Below are 17305 nucleotides of genomic sequence, written 5' to 3' on the forward strand. Positions count from 1 at the left end.
GGAGCCCCCGCCAGGACGGCAAGGGCTCCCGGGGCCGGGTACGGCGGGCCCTGAATCACGCGAGGCGGTCAGCGGCCCACGGGGTCCTCGTGAGACCTCCGGCCGAAGGCCCATTACCTGAGCCCCCTGGCGTCACACGGGGCCCTCGGGAAACCTCAGGCCGTGAGATCCCGTGTCGTGGGACTTCCGGCCGGGCCGTGGCGCCCTGACGTCACCCGGAGGCCGCCCGACCGCGAAGCCGGGATCACGGGGAGACACCGATCGGCACCAAGGCCCTGAGATCGCGCAGGACGGTCAGTCGACGCACAGGCAGAACGGGTGTCCGGCGGGGTCGAGAAAGACCCGGAAACCGTCTTCCTCGCCCGGCTGGTACGGGTGTTTGGACGCGCCGAGCGCCAGCGCCTCCTTCTCGGCCTCGTCGAGGTTCTCAACCGTCAGGTCGAGGTGGAACTGCTGGGGCCGTTCGGTGGTCGGCCACTCCGGCGGCCGGTAGTCGGGGACCAGCTGGAAGCAGAGCCGTCCGGGCCTGCCCCCGGTGACCACCACCCAGTCGTCCTCGGCGCTGGCGATCCTCCAGCCCAGGAGGGCGCTGTAGAAGCCGGCCAGTCGCCTGGGGTCTGGACAGTCGAGGACGATCGACCTCAGCTGCGCGATTCCCATGCTTCCTCCCAAACTCGGCACCGATGAAGATCCTATGGCGGTGTCACCGGGAGCTTCAACGGCGTCGCGCGCCGATCGGGCCCGGGGCACACGGGGCGCCCCGGCCCGGTGCCACGGCCGCGGCCCGGTCCGCCTTTCCCGGGGAGACGGGCTGAAACCCGGCCCCCTCAGGTGAGCGCGCCCTGGAGCGCGAACCGGATCGCCATCAACAGTTGCCAGGGCTCGCCCGTCTCCCAGAAACGGACGACCTTCGCCACCCGGTCGGTCGGCTCGAACTCGCCGGTCCCCTGCGGGCCGAAACACCCCGCCTCCACGAGGACGGCCACGAACGGGTCGTCGTCCTTCAGCGACCGGGTGTAGACCGCCGCGTCGAGCAGGGCCAGCGCCGAGCGCGCGTTGCGCCCCCCGTCCCTGGCCTCGACCCGGTCCAGCTTCCGCCTGCCCTGGTCGCGAAGATAGTCGGCCAGCGATTCGGTCCTGCTCATCAGCCTCTCCACACTTCCGTACTCTGGGTGACGACATGATGACCCAGGGAGAGAGGCGGTGGTGGGATCTTGGTGAAGTCGTCACCCGGCGAGCCCCGGCAACGCCCTGGAAACGGGCATGAAGCATTATTAGTCCGTTGTTCGCTTCGACCGAGGGATGCGTACGTGAGTGCTTTCGACGACCTGCTGGCCGCCAACGAGGAGTTCTCCGCCACGTTCACCAATGCCGAGCTGACCGGCCGGGCCGCCCGCGGTCTCGCCGTGGTCACCTGCATGGACTCGCGGATCGATCCGCTGGGGCTCTTCGGCCTGAACCCGGGGGACGCCAAGATCCTCCGTAACGCCGGGGCCCGGGTGACCGACGACGTCCTGCGCACGCTCGTCCTGGCGGTCACCCTGCTGGGGGTGGAGCGGGTGCTGGTCATGCCGCACACCGACTGCGGCATGAACAAGGTCACCGACGAGGAGGTGCACGCGCTCGCCGCCCAGCGTGGCGTCGACACCCGCAGCCTGGACTTCCACACCGTCCCCGACCAGGACGCGGCGCTGCGCCACGACCTCGTACGGATCAGGACCAGCCCGTTCCTGCCCGTGGGGATGCCGGTCGGCGGGGCCGTCTACGACGTGCGCACCGGCAAGCTGATGCCGGTCGAGGTCTGAACGCCGGGATCCGGCCCCGGCACCGGCCGGGGCCGGATCCCGGTTTCACGATCCCGCCGCGTTCGCCGGAGGCGGCCCGATCACCCGGCCGGCGCTCCGGGCCCGCCCGCGCCCGTCCCCGCCGGAAGGTCGTCCGGCGGGGGTGATCACGCGTCGATGTGGTCGCGGTCGATCTCGGCCGCGCTGCTCACGATGAACTCCCGGCGCGGGGCCACGTCGCTGCCCATCAGGAGGGCGAAGATGCGCTCGGCCTCCTCGATGTCCTCAATGCGGACCCGGCGCAGGGTGCGGTGGCGGGGCTCCATGGTCGTCTCGGCCAGCTGGTCGGCGTCCATCTCGCCCAGGCCCTTGTAGCGCTGGATCGGGTCCTTCCAGCGCTTGCCCCGGCGCTCCAGGTCGCGCAGCACCCGCTGCAGCTCGGCGTCGGAGTAGCAGTAGACGTACTTGCCGTGACCGCGCGTGGGGTTGGTGACCTCGATGCGGTGCAGCGGCGGCACGGCGGCGAAGACCCGCCCGGCCTCGACCATCGGCTTCATGTAGCGGTGGAAGAGGGTCAGCAGGAGGCAGCGGATGTGCGCCCCGTCGACGTCGGCGTCGGCCATCAGGATGACCTTGCCGTAGCGGGCGGCCTCGATGTCGAAGGAGCGGCCCGAGCCCGCGCCGATGACCTGGATGATCGCGGCGCACTCGGCGTTCTTGAGCATGTCGGCGACGGACGCCTTCTGCACGTTCAGGATCTTGCCCCGGATCGGCAGCAGCGCCTGGAACTCCGAGTTTCTGGCCGCGCGGGCGGTGCCCAGCGCCGAGTCGCCCTCGACGATGAACAGCTCGCTGCGGTCGACCTCGTCGCTGCGGCAGTCGACCAGCTTGGCGGGGAGCGCCGAGTTCTCCAGGGCGGTCTTGCGGCGCTGGTTGTCGCGGTGCTCCCGGGCGGCGATGCGGGCCTTGGCCGCCGCGACGATCTTCTCCAGGACCGCGCGGAGCTGCGGCTTGGCGTTGCGCGACGGGTTGGCGAGCAGCTCCTTGAGCTCTCGCGAGACGACGTGGGCGACGATCCTGGAGGCCGCCGAGGTGCCCAGGACCTCCTTGGTCTGGCCCTCGAACTGCGGCTCGGGCACCCGGACGGTCACCACGGCGGTGAGGCCCTCCATGATGTCCTCACGGGTCACCGGGGCGTCGCCGTTCTTGAGCAGGCGGGTCTCGCGCAGCTGCTCGTTCAGGGTGCGGACGAGGGCGCGCTCGAAGCCGTTGACGTGGGTGCCGCCCTTGGGGGTGGCGATCACGTTGACGAAGGAGCGGACGGTGTTGTCGTAGCCCTTGCCCCAGCGCACCGCCACGTCGACGGTGAGCTCCCGCTGGACCTCGGTCGGGGTCATGTGCCCCAGGTCGTCGAGGACCGGGACGGTCTCGTGGAAGTGGCCGGTGCCCCGCAGGCGCATCACGTCGCAGACGGCCTCGTCACGGGCGAGGAACTCGGTGAACTCCGAGATGCCGCCGTCGAAGTGGAACTCCTCCTCGACGGACTCCTCGCCGCGGCTGTCGCGCACGGCCAGGGTGAGGCCGGGGACCAGGAACGCGGTCTGGCGGAGGCGGACGTGGATCTCGTCGAGGGAGACCTCGGCGTCGGGGAGGAAGATCTGGTGGTCGACCCAGAAGCGTACGCGGGTGCCGGTGACGTTCTTCGCCGCGGCGCCGCCGTCGCGCAGCCCGGACTTCTTCTTGAACTTGGCCTTGGGGCCGTCGCCGTCGAAGACGCCGGGCACGCCCCTGCGGAAGCTGATCTCGTGGATCCGGCCGTCGCGGTCGACCTCGACGTCCAGCCGCGAGGACAGGGCGTTGACGACGGAGGCGCCGACGCCGTGCAGGCCGCCCGAGGCGCCGTAGGAGCCGCCGCCGAACTTCCCGCCCGCGTGGAGCTTGGTGTAGACCAGCTCCACGCCCGCCAGGCCGCTCTTGGGCTCGACGTCGACCGGGATGCCCCGGCCGTCGTCGCGGACCTCGATGGAGCCGTCGGGGTGCAGCTCGACCTCGATGCGGCTGCAGTAACCGGCCAGGGCCTCGTCGACCCCGTTGTCCACGATCTCCCAGAGGCAGTGCATGAGACCGCGGCTGTCGGTCGACCCGATGTACATGCCTGGACGCTTGCGGACGGCTTCGAGACCCTCCAGCACCGACAGGTGGCGGGCCGTATAACCCGTCTCCGCGCTAACTGCGGTCACGCCCACTCCCACTCTGTCGAACACGTGTGCGCAGCTTACCGTTCTTCCCACCACGACGCGTACAAGCTTGCCATCCGGCGGGCACGGGCGTTACATCCGGCGTGATCATCGTTACTTTCGGCCACTTTCCGCTCTGGGCGTAGCAGGGGGTCGGTTGGGAACGTTCGTATCGGGTTAGATGTTCTCTCAAGTGACTGACGCCAGATCCTCCACCTCAGGGGATGACCTGAAAGGCGATACGTGACTGGAACCCTCGCCCCCGCCAAGCAGCTCACAGCTGCTGACCGCTGTGACCGGTGCGGCGCCCAGGCTTACATCCGCGCGACCCTGCCCGTAGGTGGGGAGCTGCTGTTCTGCGCTCACCACGGGCGGCAGCACGTGGCCGTGCTGAGAGACAAGGGCGCCAGCATCCAGGACGAGTCCGCTCGTCTCAGCGACACCCCGGCAACGGCAGGCAACGACGAACGATAACCAGACGAATGGAGCCATCATCGGATCCGATAGTGATATCGGCCCGCCACCGTGAAGCCCTCACGCTCGTAGAGCGCCCTGGCAGCGGTGTTCGACTCCACTACGACTAAATATGCCCGCTGTGTGCCCTGCGCCCGCGCATGCGAGAGCAGGGCACGCAACACCCTCCGTCCATGGCCCCCGCGCCGCGCGTGCGGTCTCACGGCCATGGAGTAGATCCCGAACCACTCCCCCTGGACCACGCCCCGCCCGACGGCCTCCCGGCCGAGCGAGGCGTAGACGGCGGGCACGCCGGTGAGGATTCGCGCGGCCGTCACCAGACCGTCGCCACCGAACCTCCCGTCCACGCTCCACCAGGCGTCCAACCACGCCTGTGAGGGCGCCTCAGCGAGCTCGACCTTCCCACCTGACTCCCCAGGCACCTCCGGCACCTCGTCCCCGGGGACGAGGCACGCCGTCATGATCAATGTGGGATCCACCACCCGGTAGCCGCGCGCCGCCAGCGACGCGTCCAGGCCGGGCGCGGCACCGCCTCCCATGGAGAAGACGCAGGGCAGCCCGCGATTGGCGTAGAACCTCTCGGCTCCCTCGACGGCCGCCTCCAGGTCCTCCGGCTCGCCCAGCGGCAGCACGGAGTTGGCCCGCTTGGTCACCCCGTCCGCGGCGCGCAGCGTCCAGCCCCCGGCGTCCACCCGGTGGAGCGCCGGCCAGGCCCGGTCGACCAGCCGGTCGAAGACCTCATCGATCATGCTGAAGGATCCTAACCCCCCGATCGCCCCACTACGCTCGGCGACTGTGCTGATTCTGCTGCCTCCGTCCGAGGGGAAGGCCGCGCGGGGCGACGGCCCCGCCCTCGACCTGCCCCGGCTGAGCTTTCCCGCCCTCGGCTCGCCCAGGGAGATCGTCCTGGACGCGCTCACCGCGCTGTGCCGGGAACCGGCCGCGCGGGACGTCCTCGGCCTGTCGCCGGGGCAGGCCGGTGAGATCGGCGCGAACCTGCTCCTGCGGACCGCGCCGACGCTGGCCGCGGCCGACCTGTACACCGGCGTGCTCTACGACAACCTCGGCCTGGCCTCGCTGTCTCCCGAGGCCGCGGCGCGGGCCTCGGAGAGGCTGCTGATCTTCTCCGGCCTCTGGGGCCTGCTGCGGATCGGCGACCGCGTGCCGCCGTACCGGCTGTCGATGGGGGTGCGGCTGCCGCCGCTCGGTGGCCTGGGCGCCTTCTGGCGCCGGTCGATCACCCCCCTGCTCGACGCCGAGCCCGGCCTGGTCGTGGACCTGCGCTCCAGCACGTACGCGGCGGCGTGGCACCCGGGCGGCCGGGCGGTGGCGGTACGGGTGCTCAAGGACGGGAAGGTGGTCAGCCACATGGCCAAGGCCACCCGAGGCGTGATCGCCCGCTCCCTGCTGGAGGGGGGTGCGGATCCCGAGGATCCCGAGGAACTCGCCAAGATCCTGGACCACCTCGGCCACTCCGTCGCCCTCTGCGCGCCGCCCACGGGAAAACGGCCCTGGACGCTCGACGTCACGGTGTGACGTCGAGCGGACACACCGGGGAGCCCCCCGGCCGGTTCACGCCGCGACGAGGTGGAGCCGCCCGCAGGCCCGCTGGAACTGCTGGGCGGGATCACCGAGATAGGACCACGGCAACCTGCTCACCCTGCCTCCCGTCCGCATCAGGTGCCCGCGCGCGGGCCGCCGCAGATCGGCCAGGTAGAAGGCGGCCCCGAACAGGTTGTGCGCCTCGATCGACCGGGGATGGCCGTCGCTGCCCAGCCAGCGGCCCGAGTGCGAGACGACCTCGCGCAGCGCCCCGTCGGAGAACCAGCCGCCGCGCGACATCGGCGACCGTTCGGCGGACACCTGCTCGAAGTGGGCCAGCGGCACCAGGGACGCCATCGGGTCCCCGTCGGGCGCCCGCGAGACGGCCTGCCTGGCGAACTCCAGCATCTCCTGGGCACTGCCACCCCAGCCGGGGGACAACGTCATGAGCCGGGCCACGTGGGCCGGGAACAGCGTCGGATAACGGCGAACGGCCTCGTACCAGACCGCGTCCTTCTCCTTGCGCGGCCGGTCGAGACCGAGGTAGAGCCACATGATCGATTCCCAGGGCACCGGATCGGAGGGCGCGAGGGACGCGGCGGTGAAGAGCGGCGTCCCGGCCGACTCCATGGCCTCCTGGAACGCCTGCACCCGCCGTGCCTGCACGGCCCGCGCCCTGACGTCCGGCTTGATCGTCCAGGCTTCCTCGACGCGGGTGCGCCCGAGCCAGAGCCAGAGGTCGGGATTGGCCTGGTCACGGGCCGTCAGCGCCTCTATGGCATGGCTGTGACCGACGGCCGCCCTGGCCAGCGCCTCGACCCTGAGCGCGCGGCTCTCCGGATCGCCACGGGCCGCGCCGATCGTCATCGTGCCGGCTTCGAACACCTTCCGGCGTACCGCGGCGACCGCCTCGTCGAGCATCGCGTCCGCCCACGGACGATCGGCGATCACCCGCAGCCCTCGGGCGCGAATCCTGTCAGCTTCGGCCACACCCATGAGGCGGCAGCCTAGGAGCCCGTTTCACATGGCGTGCTACCGACCTGTTACACCCGCGTTAACGACAAAGGGTCCGCACCATATGGTGCGGACCCTTTGTCAGGAAGCCTTAGTCAAGGTAGTCGCGCAGGACCTGGGACCTGGACGGGTGGCGGAGCTTGGACATCGTCTTGGACTCGATCTGCCGGATGCGCTCGCGCGTCACCCCGTAGACCTTGCCGATCTCGTCCAGCGTCTTCGGCTGACCGTCGGTCAGGCCGAAACGCATCGAGACCACGCCCGCCTCGCGCTCGGACAGCGTGTCCAGAACGGAGTGGAGCTGCTCCTGCAGAAGCGTGAAACTGACCGCGTCCGCGGGAACGATGGCCTCGGAGTCCTCGATGAGGTCACCGAACTCGCTGTCCCCCTCCTCACCCAGCGGGGTGTGCAGGGAGATCGGCTCGCGACCGTACTTCTGGACCTCGACGACCTTCTCGGGGGTCATGTCGAGCTCGCGCGCCAGCTCCTCCGGGGTGGGCTCGCGACCCAGGTCCTGGAGCATCTGCCGCTGGACGCGGGCCAGCTTGTTGATCACTTCGACCATGTGGACCGGGATGCGGATGGTCCGCGCCTGGTCGGCCATGGCGCGGGTGATCGCCTGCCGGATCCACCACGTGGCGTAGGTGGAGAACTTGTAACCCTTGGTGTAGTCGAACTTCTCGACCGCGCGGATCAGGCCCAGGTTGCCCTCCTGGATCAGGTCCAGGAAGAGCATCCCGCGCCCCGTGTAGCGCTTGGCCAGCGAGACCACCAGGCGGAGGTTCGCCTCCAGCAGGTGGTTCTTGGCCCGGCGGCCGTCCTCGGCGATCCACTCCAGCTCGGCGCGGACGTCGACCGGGAGCTTCTCACCGTCGGTGCCGAGCTGCTCCTCGGCGAACAGGCCGGCCTCGATGCGCTTGGCGAGCTCGACCTCCTGCTCGGCGTTGAGCAGGGGGACCTTGCCGATCTGCTTGAGATAGTCCTTGACCGGGTCGGCGGTGGCACCGGCCGCGGCGACCTGAGGCACCGGGGCGTCATCGTCGTCGTCGGTGAGGATGAGGACCTCGTCCTCGTTCACCTCGACGGCCTCGGCCTCGGCCTTGGGCTCCTCCTCGGCCTCGGCCTCCACCTCGACCTCGGCTTCGCCCTCCACCTCCACCTCGGCTTCGACCTCGGCCACGGCCTCCAGGTCGAAGTCCTCGATCTCGACGTCCTCAAGATCGATGACCTCGTCGTCGTCACCGGTGACCGGCTTCGGCGCGGGAGCCGGGACGGCGGCCGTGGGGCCGGCCTTCTTCGGCGGCGGGGCGGGAACCGGCTTCTTGGCGGCCGGGGCGGCCTTCTTGGCCGGGGCCGCCTTGGCCGGAGCCGCCGGCTTCTTGGCCGCGGCAGCGGCGGGCTCGGAGCCGCTGACGACCGCGGTGACGGTCTCCGGCTGCTCCTTGGCCGCGGCGGCGGTCTTGGTCTTCTTGACGGCGGCGGGCGCGGCCGGGGCAGTGCGGCGCTTGGCGGGAGTGCGGGGCTTCTTGGGAGCCGCGGAATCCTCGGCGGTCAGCCGTACTGTGATGCCCTCTTTGCTGAGGCTTCGCAGGATTCCAGCGACCTGCGCCATCGGAATGTCCGCTTCCTCGACGGCCTTGCGGACATCCTCGGACTCGAGGAACCCCTGCGAGCGCCCCCGCTCCATCAGCTGCTGAATGACGGGCTCGTTCAGCTCGGATGGCTTCGAGCGAGTCGAACTTGCAGGCGACACGAACACCTCTCGAAGGAAAGCGTGACGAGAATGGACCCAGATGCCCAACTAGGGGCAGTTTTACCTCTAGTTGTGATTAACAAGGCCGCGCGAACCGCGACGTACCTGTCCAGCATTGTGGCATGACACCGTGGTCCATACGGCCGCCTCCTGGCGGTTGCCCTCCACCCTAGGCCGACCAAGAGAGTAGTGCGTACGTAAGCGAGGCACCGATACCCGAAAGCAACCGTTATGACTGTTTCATTCAGTCACTCTTCGTGGCGAGGGGAACGTGGATCGCGAGCACCGTGACGTCGTCATCCTGCTCATATCCGGACAGCATGCGGTCGACAAGAAAATCTAGCAACATGTGGGGGCTTCCCACCACTTCGGCCGGCGCTTCGGTCACAACAGAACAAAGATCGGCAAGCCCGGCATCGAGGCCACGCTTGCGGTTCTCCACCAGACCATCCGAATACAGGACAGCGGTGTGGCCAGGCGGGACGCAGAACCTGAACTGCCGGCGGCTCGTGGGCCAGCCCAGCGGGGTGCCCGGCTCGCCGTCGCACAGCAGCGGCACGCCCTGCGGGGAGACCAGCAGCGGCGGCGGGTGACCGGCGAGCGCCAGCGTGCCCTCCCCGGTGCCCGGCTCGACGACCATGTACGCGAGGGTCGTGACCTGCTCTTCCTCCTCGGTGGCCTCGAAGACCCTGTCGAGACCGGTGAGCACCGCCGCGGGCGGCGGGTTGGTCAGCGCCAGGGCCCGCATCGCGTTGCGGATGCGGCCCATCCCGGCCGCGGCCTTGACGCCCTTGCCCATGACGTCGCCGACCACCGCCGCGACCCGGCCGTCCTGGAGCACGAACGCGTCGTACCAGTCGCCGCCGACCTGCACGTGGCGGCTTCCCGAGCGGAACCGCTGGGCCAGGACCAGGCCCCGGACCACCGGCAGGCGGTCGGGCAGCAGGCTGCGCTGGAGCGTCTCGGCCGTGCGGTGCTCGCGCTCGAACAGGGTGGCCCGCTCCACGGCGAGGGCGCACTGCCCCGCGAGCGCCTCCAGGAAGACCCCGTCCTCCTGGGAGATCTTCTGCGGGCGGGTGAAGGAGAACCTCAGCGCGCCGAGCGCGCGCCCCGCGGCCAGCAGCGGCAGACCCACCCAGGCCCGCTCGTCGCTGTGGGCGATGAACCCGGTGATCGCCTCGTTGTCGCCGCCCGCGTCGACCAGCTGGGACTTCAGGCTCTCCGGCGACTCGGCGAAGACCGGGCGCCGGCTGTTGACGGCCATGGTCATCACGCTGGAGTGCGACAGCGGGATCTCCTCGCCGGGCGCGCCGGGGACGTCGGGGATGCCTCCGCTGTTGACCAGCTTCAGCGCGGCCCGGTCGACGTCGAGCAGCGCCACGGCCGAGCGGTCGGCCGCCAGCGCCGTACGACCCACGTCGATGATCACCTGGACCACCTGCTCGACGGTGAGCGCCTCGGCGAGCATCGCCGTGGCGCCCTGCAGCCGCGCGGTCCGCAGGGCGGCGGCGCCGAGCTGGTCGGTCAGCCGGCCGCGCATCTCCTCGGCCTCGCGCTGCGGGGTGACGTCGGTGTTGGCGCCCACCCACTCGACGACCCGGTTGTGCCGGATGATCGGGACGGCGCGCACCTCGAAGTGCCGGTAGCCGCTGGCCCGGGTGCGGACCCGGTAGCTCCACTCGAACATGATCCGGCCGCGCAGCGCCTCGCGCCACGCCTCCTCGGTGTGCGGGCGGTCGTCGGGATGGACGGCCTCCAGCCAGCCGTGGGTGAGGTATTCCTCGAGTCCCTGGCCGGTGATGGCCCGCCACTGCGGCGCGTCCTCCTCCACGGCGCCGTTGGGCGCGGTGATCCACACGAGCTGGGACTGGGCCTCGACCAGCGAGCGGTAGCGCTCCTCGCTGCGCCTGAGGTCCTCCTCGACCTGCCTGCTGTCGGTGATGTCGACGCCGACCAGGCAGATAGCGCGGAGCGCGCCCTTGTCGTCGTGGATCGGGGAGAAGGTCAGCGACCAGTGGTGGGTCTCGCCGTCGGCGGTGCGCACGCGGATCCGCTGGTCGCCCTCGACCTCGGCCCCCGCCACGATGCCGCGGACCGACCCCTCGATCAGGGCGGTCAGGTCGGCGGAGAGCAGCTCGCCGGGGGCGTGGCCGACCAGGCGCTCGGCGGGCAGGCCGACCACGTCGGCGAAGACCTCGTCGACGCGCTCGAAGCGGCCGCCCGGGTCGAAGAACGCGAAGGCGAACGGCGACTGTGACAGCAGGCCCTGCAGCAGGCCGGAGTCTGAGATGTCCACACCCGACTCCCGGGGACGGGGCACGGAGGTTTCGGCGCTCATGGTCGGCACCTCCGTCGCGTGCCAGGGTCTCCCACGAGGCACATCTCCAAACTTGCGAATTGGTGTAGCGCGGCTCCGGGGGACCGGATCCTGGAGTACATCATCGGCGATGGGCAGGTGCGGACGGAAGCCCCGCCCAGGATGCGGTCCGCGCACCCCGGGAACCCGGGGAGCACCGCCGCTCCGATGACCGGAACCCTCGCGCCGGCGCGAGGGGGCTCCCGCACGGGCGCCGACCGGCCGGCGTCGCGCCTCCGAACGTTTGCGGCCAGGACCATAGCAGGATCGGGCCGGACCGTCCCGGCAACTGCCCACCTCATCTCCGTCGGGCTTGCAGGCGAGATCAGGCTACTGACTCGCCGTCAATTCGGCTCCCTGTTCGGGGACACTCGCTTACTCCACTGTTGCAGGATTCAGTCAAGACACGGGGCCAGCTTTCCATATCACGGCGCCGAGGGTTGACACTCCCGAGATAAGTTGTGGAATGAAAACGCACGTCCTCGCCGACACATCCGGGGGATGCCCCCGGGAAACTCCGGAGGAATGCGACATCCATGCCCGTTCTCGCCACCCGCCTCGCCGGGCTTTCCGTGACGACCTTCGCCGCCCCCTCAGCGCCCTCGGCGCCTTTGGCTGCCCTCCACGAGCCGGTGACCTCTCACCTGGCCGAGGAGTTCCTGACGGTCCCCCTCGACACCGTCGACAGATGCGTGGCCGAGGTCCGCGCCCGCGCCGAGCATCTCGGCATCGAGCCGACAGCCGAGATCGTCGAGCGCGTCGCCCGCGAGCATTTGCTCGCCCTTGTCAACTCCGCGCCGCCGCCCCGCGGTCCCCGGTAGCATCGGGAGCACCCGGCCGTCTTCTACGCACCGTTTGGACCGGGAATGCGAGAAGGTTGGGACGTGAGCGAGGGAAGCGAGCGGGCCAATCAGCGCGGCGCCGCCGTCCGTGATGGGCTCGCGCGCCCGACGGGGGAGGCTGCTTGAGCCGGCGACATCGTCGAGACCCCAGGGAGAGCCAGTCCCCCGAGGCGGTCTTCTCCGAGATGTTGCTCGCCGCTCGCGAGCTACTGGCCGTACGCAGCCCGCTGGACGCCGAGCTCATGGTCTCCGACATGATCGGAGCCTGGTGGGGGCGCCGGCTGCGCCGCGGGGACGCCGAGCAGGTCCTCGGCGAGGGCCTGGTCGACTACGCGGCCAAGGCGGGCTCGCCCGCCGCGCTCACCCTGCTGATCGCGCTCGCCTACCTCGGCACGGCCCGCCAGGCCGCCAAGGCGGAGGGCGCCGCGCTGGCGCTCATGGAGCGCGACGTGGCCAGGCCCCGCTGGGCCGACCGGCTGGGCGTGGTCAAGACGACCGGCTGCTTCGTCTCCCGCGACGCGTACGGCGACCAGGACACCGTGGTGTGCACCTTCGGCTACCGGGGCGCCGACAGCGTCGAGGACCGGCACGCGCTGGTGGTGATCGTCGACTACAACATGCGCGGCATCGCCCGTGACGCCTGGGTCTCCTCGCACGTCGACAAGCTGCTGGAGCAGGCCAGGGCCGAGGCCGAGGGCAACCCGATGCTCAGGTTCGGGGAGATCGAGCCGCAGCAGGCCAGGGCGCTGCTCGAATCGGCCATGAAGGCCACCGCCGAGTACGGCCAGCGCAGGACGGCCGTGCCGGTCAGCGACAGCTACAGCGCCTACCACGCCTTCGCCAGGTCCCGGATCAAGGCACTGCCGCCCGGCAGGAAGCGGCCGGCCCCGCTGCACAGCGAGGCCCCCTACAGCCGTGACCGCCGGGCGATGCTGGCGGCCGAGTTCCTCTCCTCGGACGCGGCCGAGCACCTGTCCGATCCCTCGGCGGCCTCCCGGTGCGCCGACCACATCATCGACTACGGCTGTGACCAGGATTTCGGCCGCCCGCTCCGGGTGAGCCCGACCAAGTGCGAGACGTTCCTCCTCGACTGGCTGCCGCGCAAGGTGATGCTCAGCACCGCCGAGCAGGAGGCGGTGCCGCACGTGCTGGGCGCGTGGGCGCGGTTCGCCGCCGGCAGGACCTGCCTGCCCGACGAGGGTCTGCGGGCCACGCTCGACGCGGTCTGGGAGGCGACGGGCAAGTTCGCCGAGTCCTACCGCGACCCGACGACCTTCGGGCTCGACCGCGACCTGCTCGCCCGGCTGCTGCCGGACGGCGACCTGTCGGCGCTGGCCAGGCGGGTGTTCGCGTTCCCCTTCCTCCAGGGGACGCACGGCGAGATCAAGCTCAGCCTGCTCAACCCGGCCGACGACACCGACCGGCGGATCCTGCTGGGCATCGACCACGCGGGGGAGCTCGACCGGCGCGACTATGACGAGCACCTCGCCTGGCACGAGGAGATCGCCGCCCGGCTCTGGGAGGGCGACCCTCCGCAGCTCTGGGAGGCGGCGCAGCGGCTGCTGGACCTGGGCCACGACCGGCACGACGTGCTGCACGTGCTGATCGAGATCGCCGAGCGCATCGGGGACGACCCCGAGGAGCTGGCCATCGCCCTTGATGACATCGCGGACATTCCCGACGAACCTCCGGTGTAGGTGAGCCATGGTGATCGATCTCAACGCCGATCTGGGCGAAGGCTTCGGGATCTGGCGGCTGGGCGACGACGAGGCCCTCCTCGACGTCGTGACCAGCGCCAACGTCGCCTGCGGATTCCACGCGGGCGACCCGCTGATCATCCGCCGCACGTGCGCGGCGGCGATCGACCGGGGGGTGGCGATCGGCGCCCAGGTGTCCTACCGGGACCTGGCCGGGTTCGGCCGCCGCGAGATGGACGTCGATCCCGAGGAGCTCTGCGCCGAGGTCCTCTACCAGCTGGGGGCGGTGGACGGCATCGCCAGGGCGATGGGCGGCCGGGTCTCCTACGTCAAGCCGCACGGCGCGCTGTACAACCGGATCTGCCGCGACCCCGAGCAGGCCGGGGCCGTCGTGGCGGCGGTCGCCGACTACGACCGGGATCTGCCGCTGCTGACCCTGCCCGGTTCCGTCGTCCACGAGATCGCCGCCGGGGAGGGGGTCGCCACCGTCGTCGAGGCCTTCGCCGACCGCGCGTACACCGGCTCGGGAACGCTGCTCTCCCGCCGCTCCCCCGGCGCGGTGCTGCACGACCCCGGCACGGTCGCGCACCGGGCCGTGCGGATGGCGACCGAGCGGGTGGTCGGGGCGGTGGACGGCTCGCTGGTCCCCGTCGAGGCGCGCTCGATCTGCGTGCACGGCGACACCCCCGGCGCCGTGCTGATGGCCCGTGCCGTCCGCGAGGGCCTGGTGGGCGCCGGAGTGACGCTGAGGTCCTTCGCGTGAGCGTCCGGCGGGCCGGGGAGCACGCGCTGCTGGTGGAGACCGGCTCACTGGAGATCTCCCACCGGCTGGACGCCCTGCTGCGGGCCGATCGGCCCCCCGGGGTGGTCGAGATCGTGCCCGGCCCCGTCACGGTCCTCGTCACCGCACCGGGGGCCGACCCGGCGCGCCTGCGCGACGAGCTCTCCCGCCTGCTGGACACGGCGTCCGCCGCGGACGCCACGGTGACCGCGCCCGCGCCGGAGGTGACCCTTCCCGTCGTGTACGACGGCGCCGACCTCGATGGCGTCGCCGCGCTGAGCGGGCTCTCCCCGGGGGAGGTGGTCGAGCGGCACACCGGGCGGGAGCTGGTGGTGGGCTGGCTGGGCTTCGCCCCCGGGTTCGCCTACCTCACGGGGCTGGACCCGGCGCTGCACGTCCCCCGGCTGGACACCCCGAGGACCTCGGTGCCCGCCGGGGCGGTGGCGATCGCCGGCCCCTACTCGGCGGTCTATCCCTCGGCCTCCCCCGGCGGCTGGCGGCTGCTCGGCCGCTCCGCGACGGCGGTGTGGGACGTGGCCGCCGACCCGCCCGCCCTGCTCACCCCGGGGACGCGGGTGCGGTTCCTGGCGGTCGGCGAACCATGATCGAGGTGATCGCGCCGGGGCCGTACGCCACCGTGCAGGATCTCGGCCGGCCGGGGTACGCCCACCTCGGGGTGCCCCGCTCGGGTGCGGCGGACGAGCCGAGCCTGCGGCTTGCCAACCGCCTGGTCGGCAACCCGGAGAACGCCGCAGGGATCGAGCTGACCTTCGGCGGCGCCCGGCTGCGCCTCACCGCCGGCGCCTGGGTCGCCGTCACCGGCGCCCCCTGCCCCCTGGACGTCGTACGAGCGCGCGAGGCGGTCTCCGGCGGGACGGCCCCGGCCGCGCCGGGCGGGGCGTCCGTGGGCGGGGAATCCGCGGACGGTATTTCTCCGGGTGGTGCTTTTCCGGGCGGTGCTTCTGGCGGTGCCTCTCCGGGCGGGGTGATCCGGCGCGTGACGGTCTCACAGGGGATGTGCGCGCCCTTCTGGGTCCCCGCGGGTGGTGAGTTGTGCCTGGGGACGCCCGGGACCGGCCTGCGCACCTACGTCGCCGTCCGGGGCGGTGTCGACGTGCCCGTCACGATGGGGAGCCGGTCGGCCGACTCGCTGTCCGGGCTCGGGCCTCCCCCGCTGCGCGCCGGGACGGTCCTGCCCGTGGGACCGACCGGGGACCTGCCTCCGATCACCGTGGACGCGGCGCCTCCGCCGGAGTCCGGGGCGGGCGTCCTGCGGGTCCTGCCGGGGCCCCGGGACGACTGGTTCGTCCCCGAAGCCCTGGCCACCCTGTGCGCGGGGCCGTACGAGGTCAGCCAGGACAGCAACCGGGTGGGCGTGCGGATGCGCGGCGCCTGCCTGGAGCGGGCCAGGAACGGGGAGCTGCCCAGCGAGGGCATGGTGGCGGGGGCCGTCCAGGTGCCGCCCAGCGGCCAGCCGATCGTGTTTCTCACCGACCACCCGCCGACCGGCGGCTATCCGGTCATCGCCGTCCTGACCTCGGCGAGCCTCGCCGGGGCCGCCCAGCTCCGCCCCGGCGACCGGATACGTTTCCACCGCGCCTGACGTGCCCACGGCGGCCCGGCCGTCGCGGACACGTACGGCGACGGACACCCCCGGGAAACGAGGCCGGTGGGCCGACACGGCGCCCCTCAGCGCGGGAGCGCGGACACCCGCTCGATCTCGGCGGCGAGGGCTGCGACGGGAACCTCCTCCAGGAGGTCGACGGTGATCTTCCCGTCCCTCGCCTCCCAGACCCCGGCCACCCTGCCCTCGTGGATGACGACCGGGGAGATCCAGCCCGCGGCCCGGCTGACCTTCGCCTTCGCCTCGGCGGGCAGGAGGGGCTCCAGGTCGCGCGGAGCGGCCAGGACGTACTGGTCGAAGCCGGGCAGGAGGTGGACTCCGGTGGCGGGCCGGGCCGCGGCCAGGTCGTCGAGGTGCTCGGCGAGCATGACCATCGGCCGGCCGTCCACCTCGATCTCGGCCAGCTCGGGGGTGAGGTCGCGGAACCAGCCGCGCAGTGTCGCCTTGCGAGTGGTCCCCCGGCAGAGCCAGCCGTCGAACGTCTCGGGGACGCCGGGGCCGTGGGCGCCGAGGAAGGAGCGGAGCAGGCGCACACCGCCCTCCTCCACCGAGGGAAGCGCGTCGGGCCAGCCGGGCACCTGGTCGCGGGGAGCGGCGAACGTCACCCGGCCCTCGCGCGGCGGGCCGTAGCAGAGCTCGCCGAGGAAGCTCAGCGGCTTGAGCAGGGCGCCCCAGCCGGAGGTCAGCGCCTCCCTCAGGTGGGCGTCGCCGGTGACCTCGATGACCCTGTCGACCAGCTCCTCGCGGGTGAGGACGCGGCCCGCGAGCGCCTTGGGCACGGCGTCGAGGATGGCGGCGACCTCGGCGGCGGTGACACCGTGGCCGCGCTGCCAGGAGCCCTTCTCCCAGTTGCGCAACGAGCCGAGAACGGCGGCGTAGGAAACCAGCTCGTCGGCGGGGACGAGATGCAGGGTGCCGCGTGCCGTCCAGGTCTTGACCAGGCTGCGATCTCGCCACAGGGCACGGTCGATCTCACCGGGATCCGGCCGCGCGCTCCGCACGGCCACCGCCAGGGCGGCGGCGGAGGCCAGCTGCGCCTGCACCCCGGTGAGCCTCCGCACGACGGACACCGCGTCGGGCCCGTCGGCCGGGTCGACGAACTGCCGCTTCAGCCGCCAGGCGAGCACCTGGGGCCAGGTCACCGAGATAGCCATGGCCAACTTCTACACCCCGCCCCCGACAGAACATGACCCACCCGTGA

General features: G+C 71.6%; 16 protein-coding genes. 8 read left to right on the forward strand and 8 right to left on the reverse strand.

Annotated elements, in window-relative coordinates; translation table 11 throughout:
* Positions 1–294: 294 nt before the first annotated feature.
* Together ABD817_RS14620 and ABD817_RS14625 are read right to left on the reverse strand one after the other, a co-directional pair.
* Complete coding sequence (locus tag ABD817_RS14620) at positions 295–660, reverse strand: VOC family protein (RefSeq protein ID WP_344918422.1); 366 nt, start codon at positions 658–660, stop codon at positions 295–297.
* Positions 661–827: 167 nt separating this feature from the next.
* A complete protein-coding gene (locus ABD817_RS14625) occupies positions 828–1145 on the reverse strand; it encodes a hypothetical protein (protein WP_344918423.1) in 318 nt (105 codons plus the stop codon).
* 165 nt (positions 1146–1310) lie between these two features.
* Between ABD817_RS14625 and ABD817_RS14630 the strand changes: the two genes are divergently transcribed.
* Complete coding sequence (locus ABD817_RS14630) at positions 1311–1805, forward strand: beta-class carbonic anhydrase (RefSeq protein ID WP_344918425.1); 495 nt, start codon at positions 1311–1313, stop codon at positions 1803–1805.
* A 146-nt stretch (positions 1806–1951) separates the two neighbouring features.
* Here the strand turns inward: ABD817_RS14630 and ABD817_RS14635 are convergent, their stop codons facing one another.
* Positions 1952–4024, reverse strand: coding sequence for a DNA gyrase/topoisomerase IV subunit B (locus ABD817_RS14635; RefSeq protein WP_344918426.1), 2073 nt, complete (start codon positions 4022–4024; stop codon positions 1952–1954).
* A 240-nt stretch (positions 4025–4264) separates the two neighbouring features.
* Here ABD817_RS14635 and ABD817_RS14640 point away from each other — a divergent pair, with 240 nt between their 5' ends.
* A complete protein-coding gene (locus ABD817_RS14640; protein WP_344918427.1) occupies positions 4265–4495 on the forward strand; it encodes a DUF7455 domain-containing protein in 231 nt (76 codons plus the stop codon).
* Between the two features lie 17 nt (positions 4496–4512).
* Here ABD817_RS14640 and ABD817_RS14645 read toward each other — a convergent pair whose 3' ends face one another.
* Positions 4513–5244 carry a GNAT family N-acetyltransferase gene (locus ABD817_RS14645; RefSeq protein ID WP_344918428.1) on the reverse strand — a complete coding sequence of 244 codons (732 nt, stop codon included), beginning with the start codon at positions 5242–5244 and terminating at the stop codon, positions 4513–4515.
* A 46-nt stretch (positions 5245–5290) separates the two neighbouring features.
* Here ABD817_RS14645 and ABD817_RS14650 point away from each other — a divergent pair, with 46 nt between their 5' ends.
* Entirely contained in the window at positions 5291–6031 is a 741-nt protein-coding gene (locus ABD817_RS14650; RefSeq protein WP_344918429.1) for a YaaA family protein, read from the forward strand.
* 36 nt (positions 6032–6067) lie between these two features.
* Here the strand turns inward: ABD817_RS14650 and ABD817_RS14655 are convergent, their stop codons facing one another.
* From ABD817_RS14655 to ABD817_RS14665, 3 genes are all read right to left on the reverse strand, one after another.
* On the reverse strand, positions 6068–7033 hold the full coding sequence (locus ABD817_RS14655) for a hypothetical protein (protein ID WP_344918430.1): 966 nt from the start codon (positions 7031–7033) through the stop codon (positions 6068–6070).
* Between the two features lie 109 nt (positions 7034–7142).
* On the reverse strand, positions 7143–8804 hold the full coding sequence (locus ABD817_RS14660) for an RNA polymerase sigma factor (protein ID WP_344918431.1): 1662 nt from the start codon (positions 8802–8804) through the stop codon (positions 7143–7145).
* Positions 8805–9048: 244 nt separating this feature from the next.
* Complete coding sequence (locus ABD817_RS14665; protein WP_344918432.1) at positions 9049–11142, reverse strand: SpoIIE family protein phosphatase; 2094 nt, start codon at positions 11140–11142, stop codon at positions 9049–9051.
* Between the two features lie 554 nt (positions 11143–11696).
* Between ABD817_RS14665 and ABD817_RS14670 the strand changes: the two genes are divergently transcribed.
* The 5 genes from ABD817_RS14670 to ABD817_RS14690 all read left to right on the forward strand — a co-directional run bounded on the left by ABD817_RS14670 (position 11697) and on the right by ABD817_RS14690 (position 16083).
* On the forward strand, positions 11697–11981 hold the full coding sequence (locus ABD817_RS14670) for a hypothetical protein (protein WP_344918433.1): 285 nt from the start codon (positions 11697–11699) through the stop codon (positions 11979–11981).
* Positions 11982–12187: 206 nt separating this feature from the next.
* Complete coding sequence (locus ABD817_RS14675) at positions 12188–13699, forward strand: hypothetical protein (protein WP_344918599.1); 1512 nt, start codon at positions 12188–12190, stop codon at positions 13697–13699.
* 7 nt (positions 13700–13706) lie between these two features.
* Positions 13707–14462 carry a LamB/YcsF family protein gene (locus ABD817_RS14680; protein WP_344918434.1) on the forward strand — a complete coding sequence of 252 codons (756 nt, stop codon included), beginning with the start codon at positions 13707–13709 and terminating at the stop codon, positions 14460–14462.
* Positions 14459–15085: a 5-oxoprolinase subunit B family protein gene (locus ABD817_RS14685; protein WP_344918435.1), complete on the forward strand. Its 627-nt coding sequence runs from the start codon at positions 14459–14461 to the stop codon at positions 15083–15085. The genes ABD817_RS14680 and ABD817_RS14685 overlap by 4 nt, the downstream gene beginning before the upstream one ends.
* The gene (locus ABD817_RS14690) at positions 15082–16083 is read left to right on the forward strand and encodes a 5-oxoprolinase subunit C family protein (RefSeq protein WP_344918436.1); all 1002 of its coding nucleotides are present in this window, start codon (positions 15082–15084) and stop codon (positions 16081–16083) included. Before ABD817_RS14685 ends, ABD817_RS14690 begins: the two co-directional genes overlap by 4 nt.
* 86 nt (positions 16084–16169) lie before the next feature.
* On the opposite strand, the gene ABD817_RS14695 is transcribed toward ABD817_RS14690, so the two are convergent.
* Complete coding sequence (locus ABD817_RS14695; RefSeq protein WP_344918437.1) at positions 16170–17258, reverse strand: DNA glycosylase AlkZ-like family protein; 1089 nt, start codon at positions 17256–17258, stop codon at positions 16170–16172.
* Between the last annotated feature and the right edge of the window lie 47 nt (positions 17259–17305).

It is taken from the genome of Streptosporangium oxazolinicum (genome assembly GCF_039537505.1).
GTDB classification, from domain to species: Bacteria; Actinomycetota; Actinomycetes; order Streptosporangiales; family Streptosporangiaceae; genus Streptosporangium; species Streptosporangium oxazolinicum.

What these genes read in the sequence shown, in the direction of transcription:
- ABD817_RS14620 (WP_344918422.1), bottom strand. Translation starts at nt 660, where the DNA reads ATGGGAATCGCGCAGCTGAGGTCGATCGTCCTCGACTGTCCAGACCCC.
- ABD817_RS14625 (WP_344918423.1), bottom strand. Translation starts at nt 1,145, where the DNA reads ATGAGCAGGACCGAATCGCTGGCCGACTATCTTCGCGACCAGGGCAGG.
- ABD817_RS14645 (WP_344918428.1), bottom strand. Translation starts at nt 5,244, where the DNA reads ATGATCGATGAGGTCTTCGACCGGCTGGTCGACCGGGCCTGGCCGGCG.
- ABD817_RS14655 (WP_344918430.1), bottom strand. Translation starts at nt 7,033, where the DNA reads ATGGGTGTGGCCGAAGCTGACAGGATTCGCGCCCGAGGGCTGCGGGTG.
- ABD817_RS14665 (WP_344918432.1), bottom strand. Translation starts at nt 11,142, where the DNA reads ATGAGCGCCGAAACCTCCGTGCCCCGTCCCCGGGAGTCGGGTGTGGAC.
- ABD817_RS14670 (WP_344918433.1), top strand. Translation starts at nt 11,697, where the DNA reads ATGCCCGTTCTCGCCACCCGCCTCGCCGGGCTTTCCGTGACGACCTTC.
- ABD817_RS14675 (WP_344918599.1), top strand. Translation starts at nt 12,188, where the DNA reads ATGTTGCTCGCCGCTCGCGAGCTACTGGCCGTACGCAGCCCGCTGGAC.
- ABD817_RS14680 (WP_344918434.1), top strand. Translation starts at nt 13,707, where the DNA reads ATGGTGATCGATCTCAACGCCGATCTGGGCGAAGGCTTCGGGATCTGG.
- ABD817_RS14690 (WP_344918436.1), top strand. Translation starts at nt 15,082, where the DNA reads ATGATCGAGGTGATCGCGCCGGGGCCGTACGCCACCGTGCAGGATCTC.
- ABD817_RS14695 (WP_344918437.1), bottom strand. Translation starts at nt 17,258, where the DNA reads ATGGCTATCTCGGTGACCTGGCCCCAGGTGCTCGCCTGGCGGCTGAAG.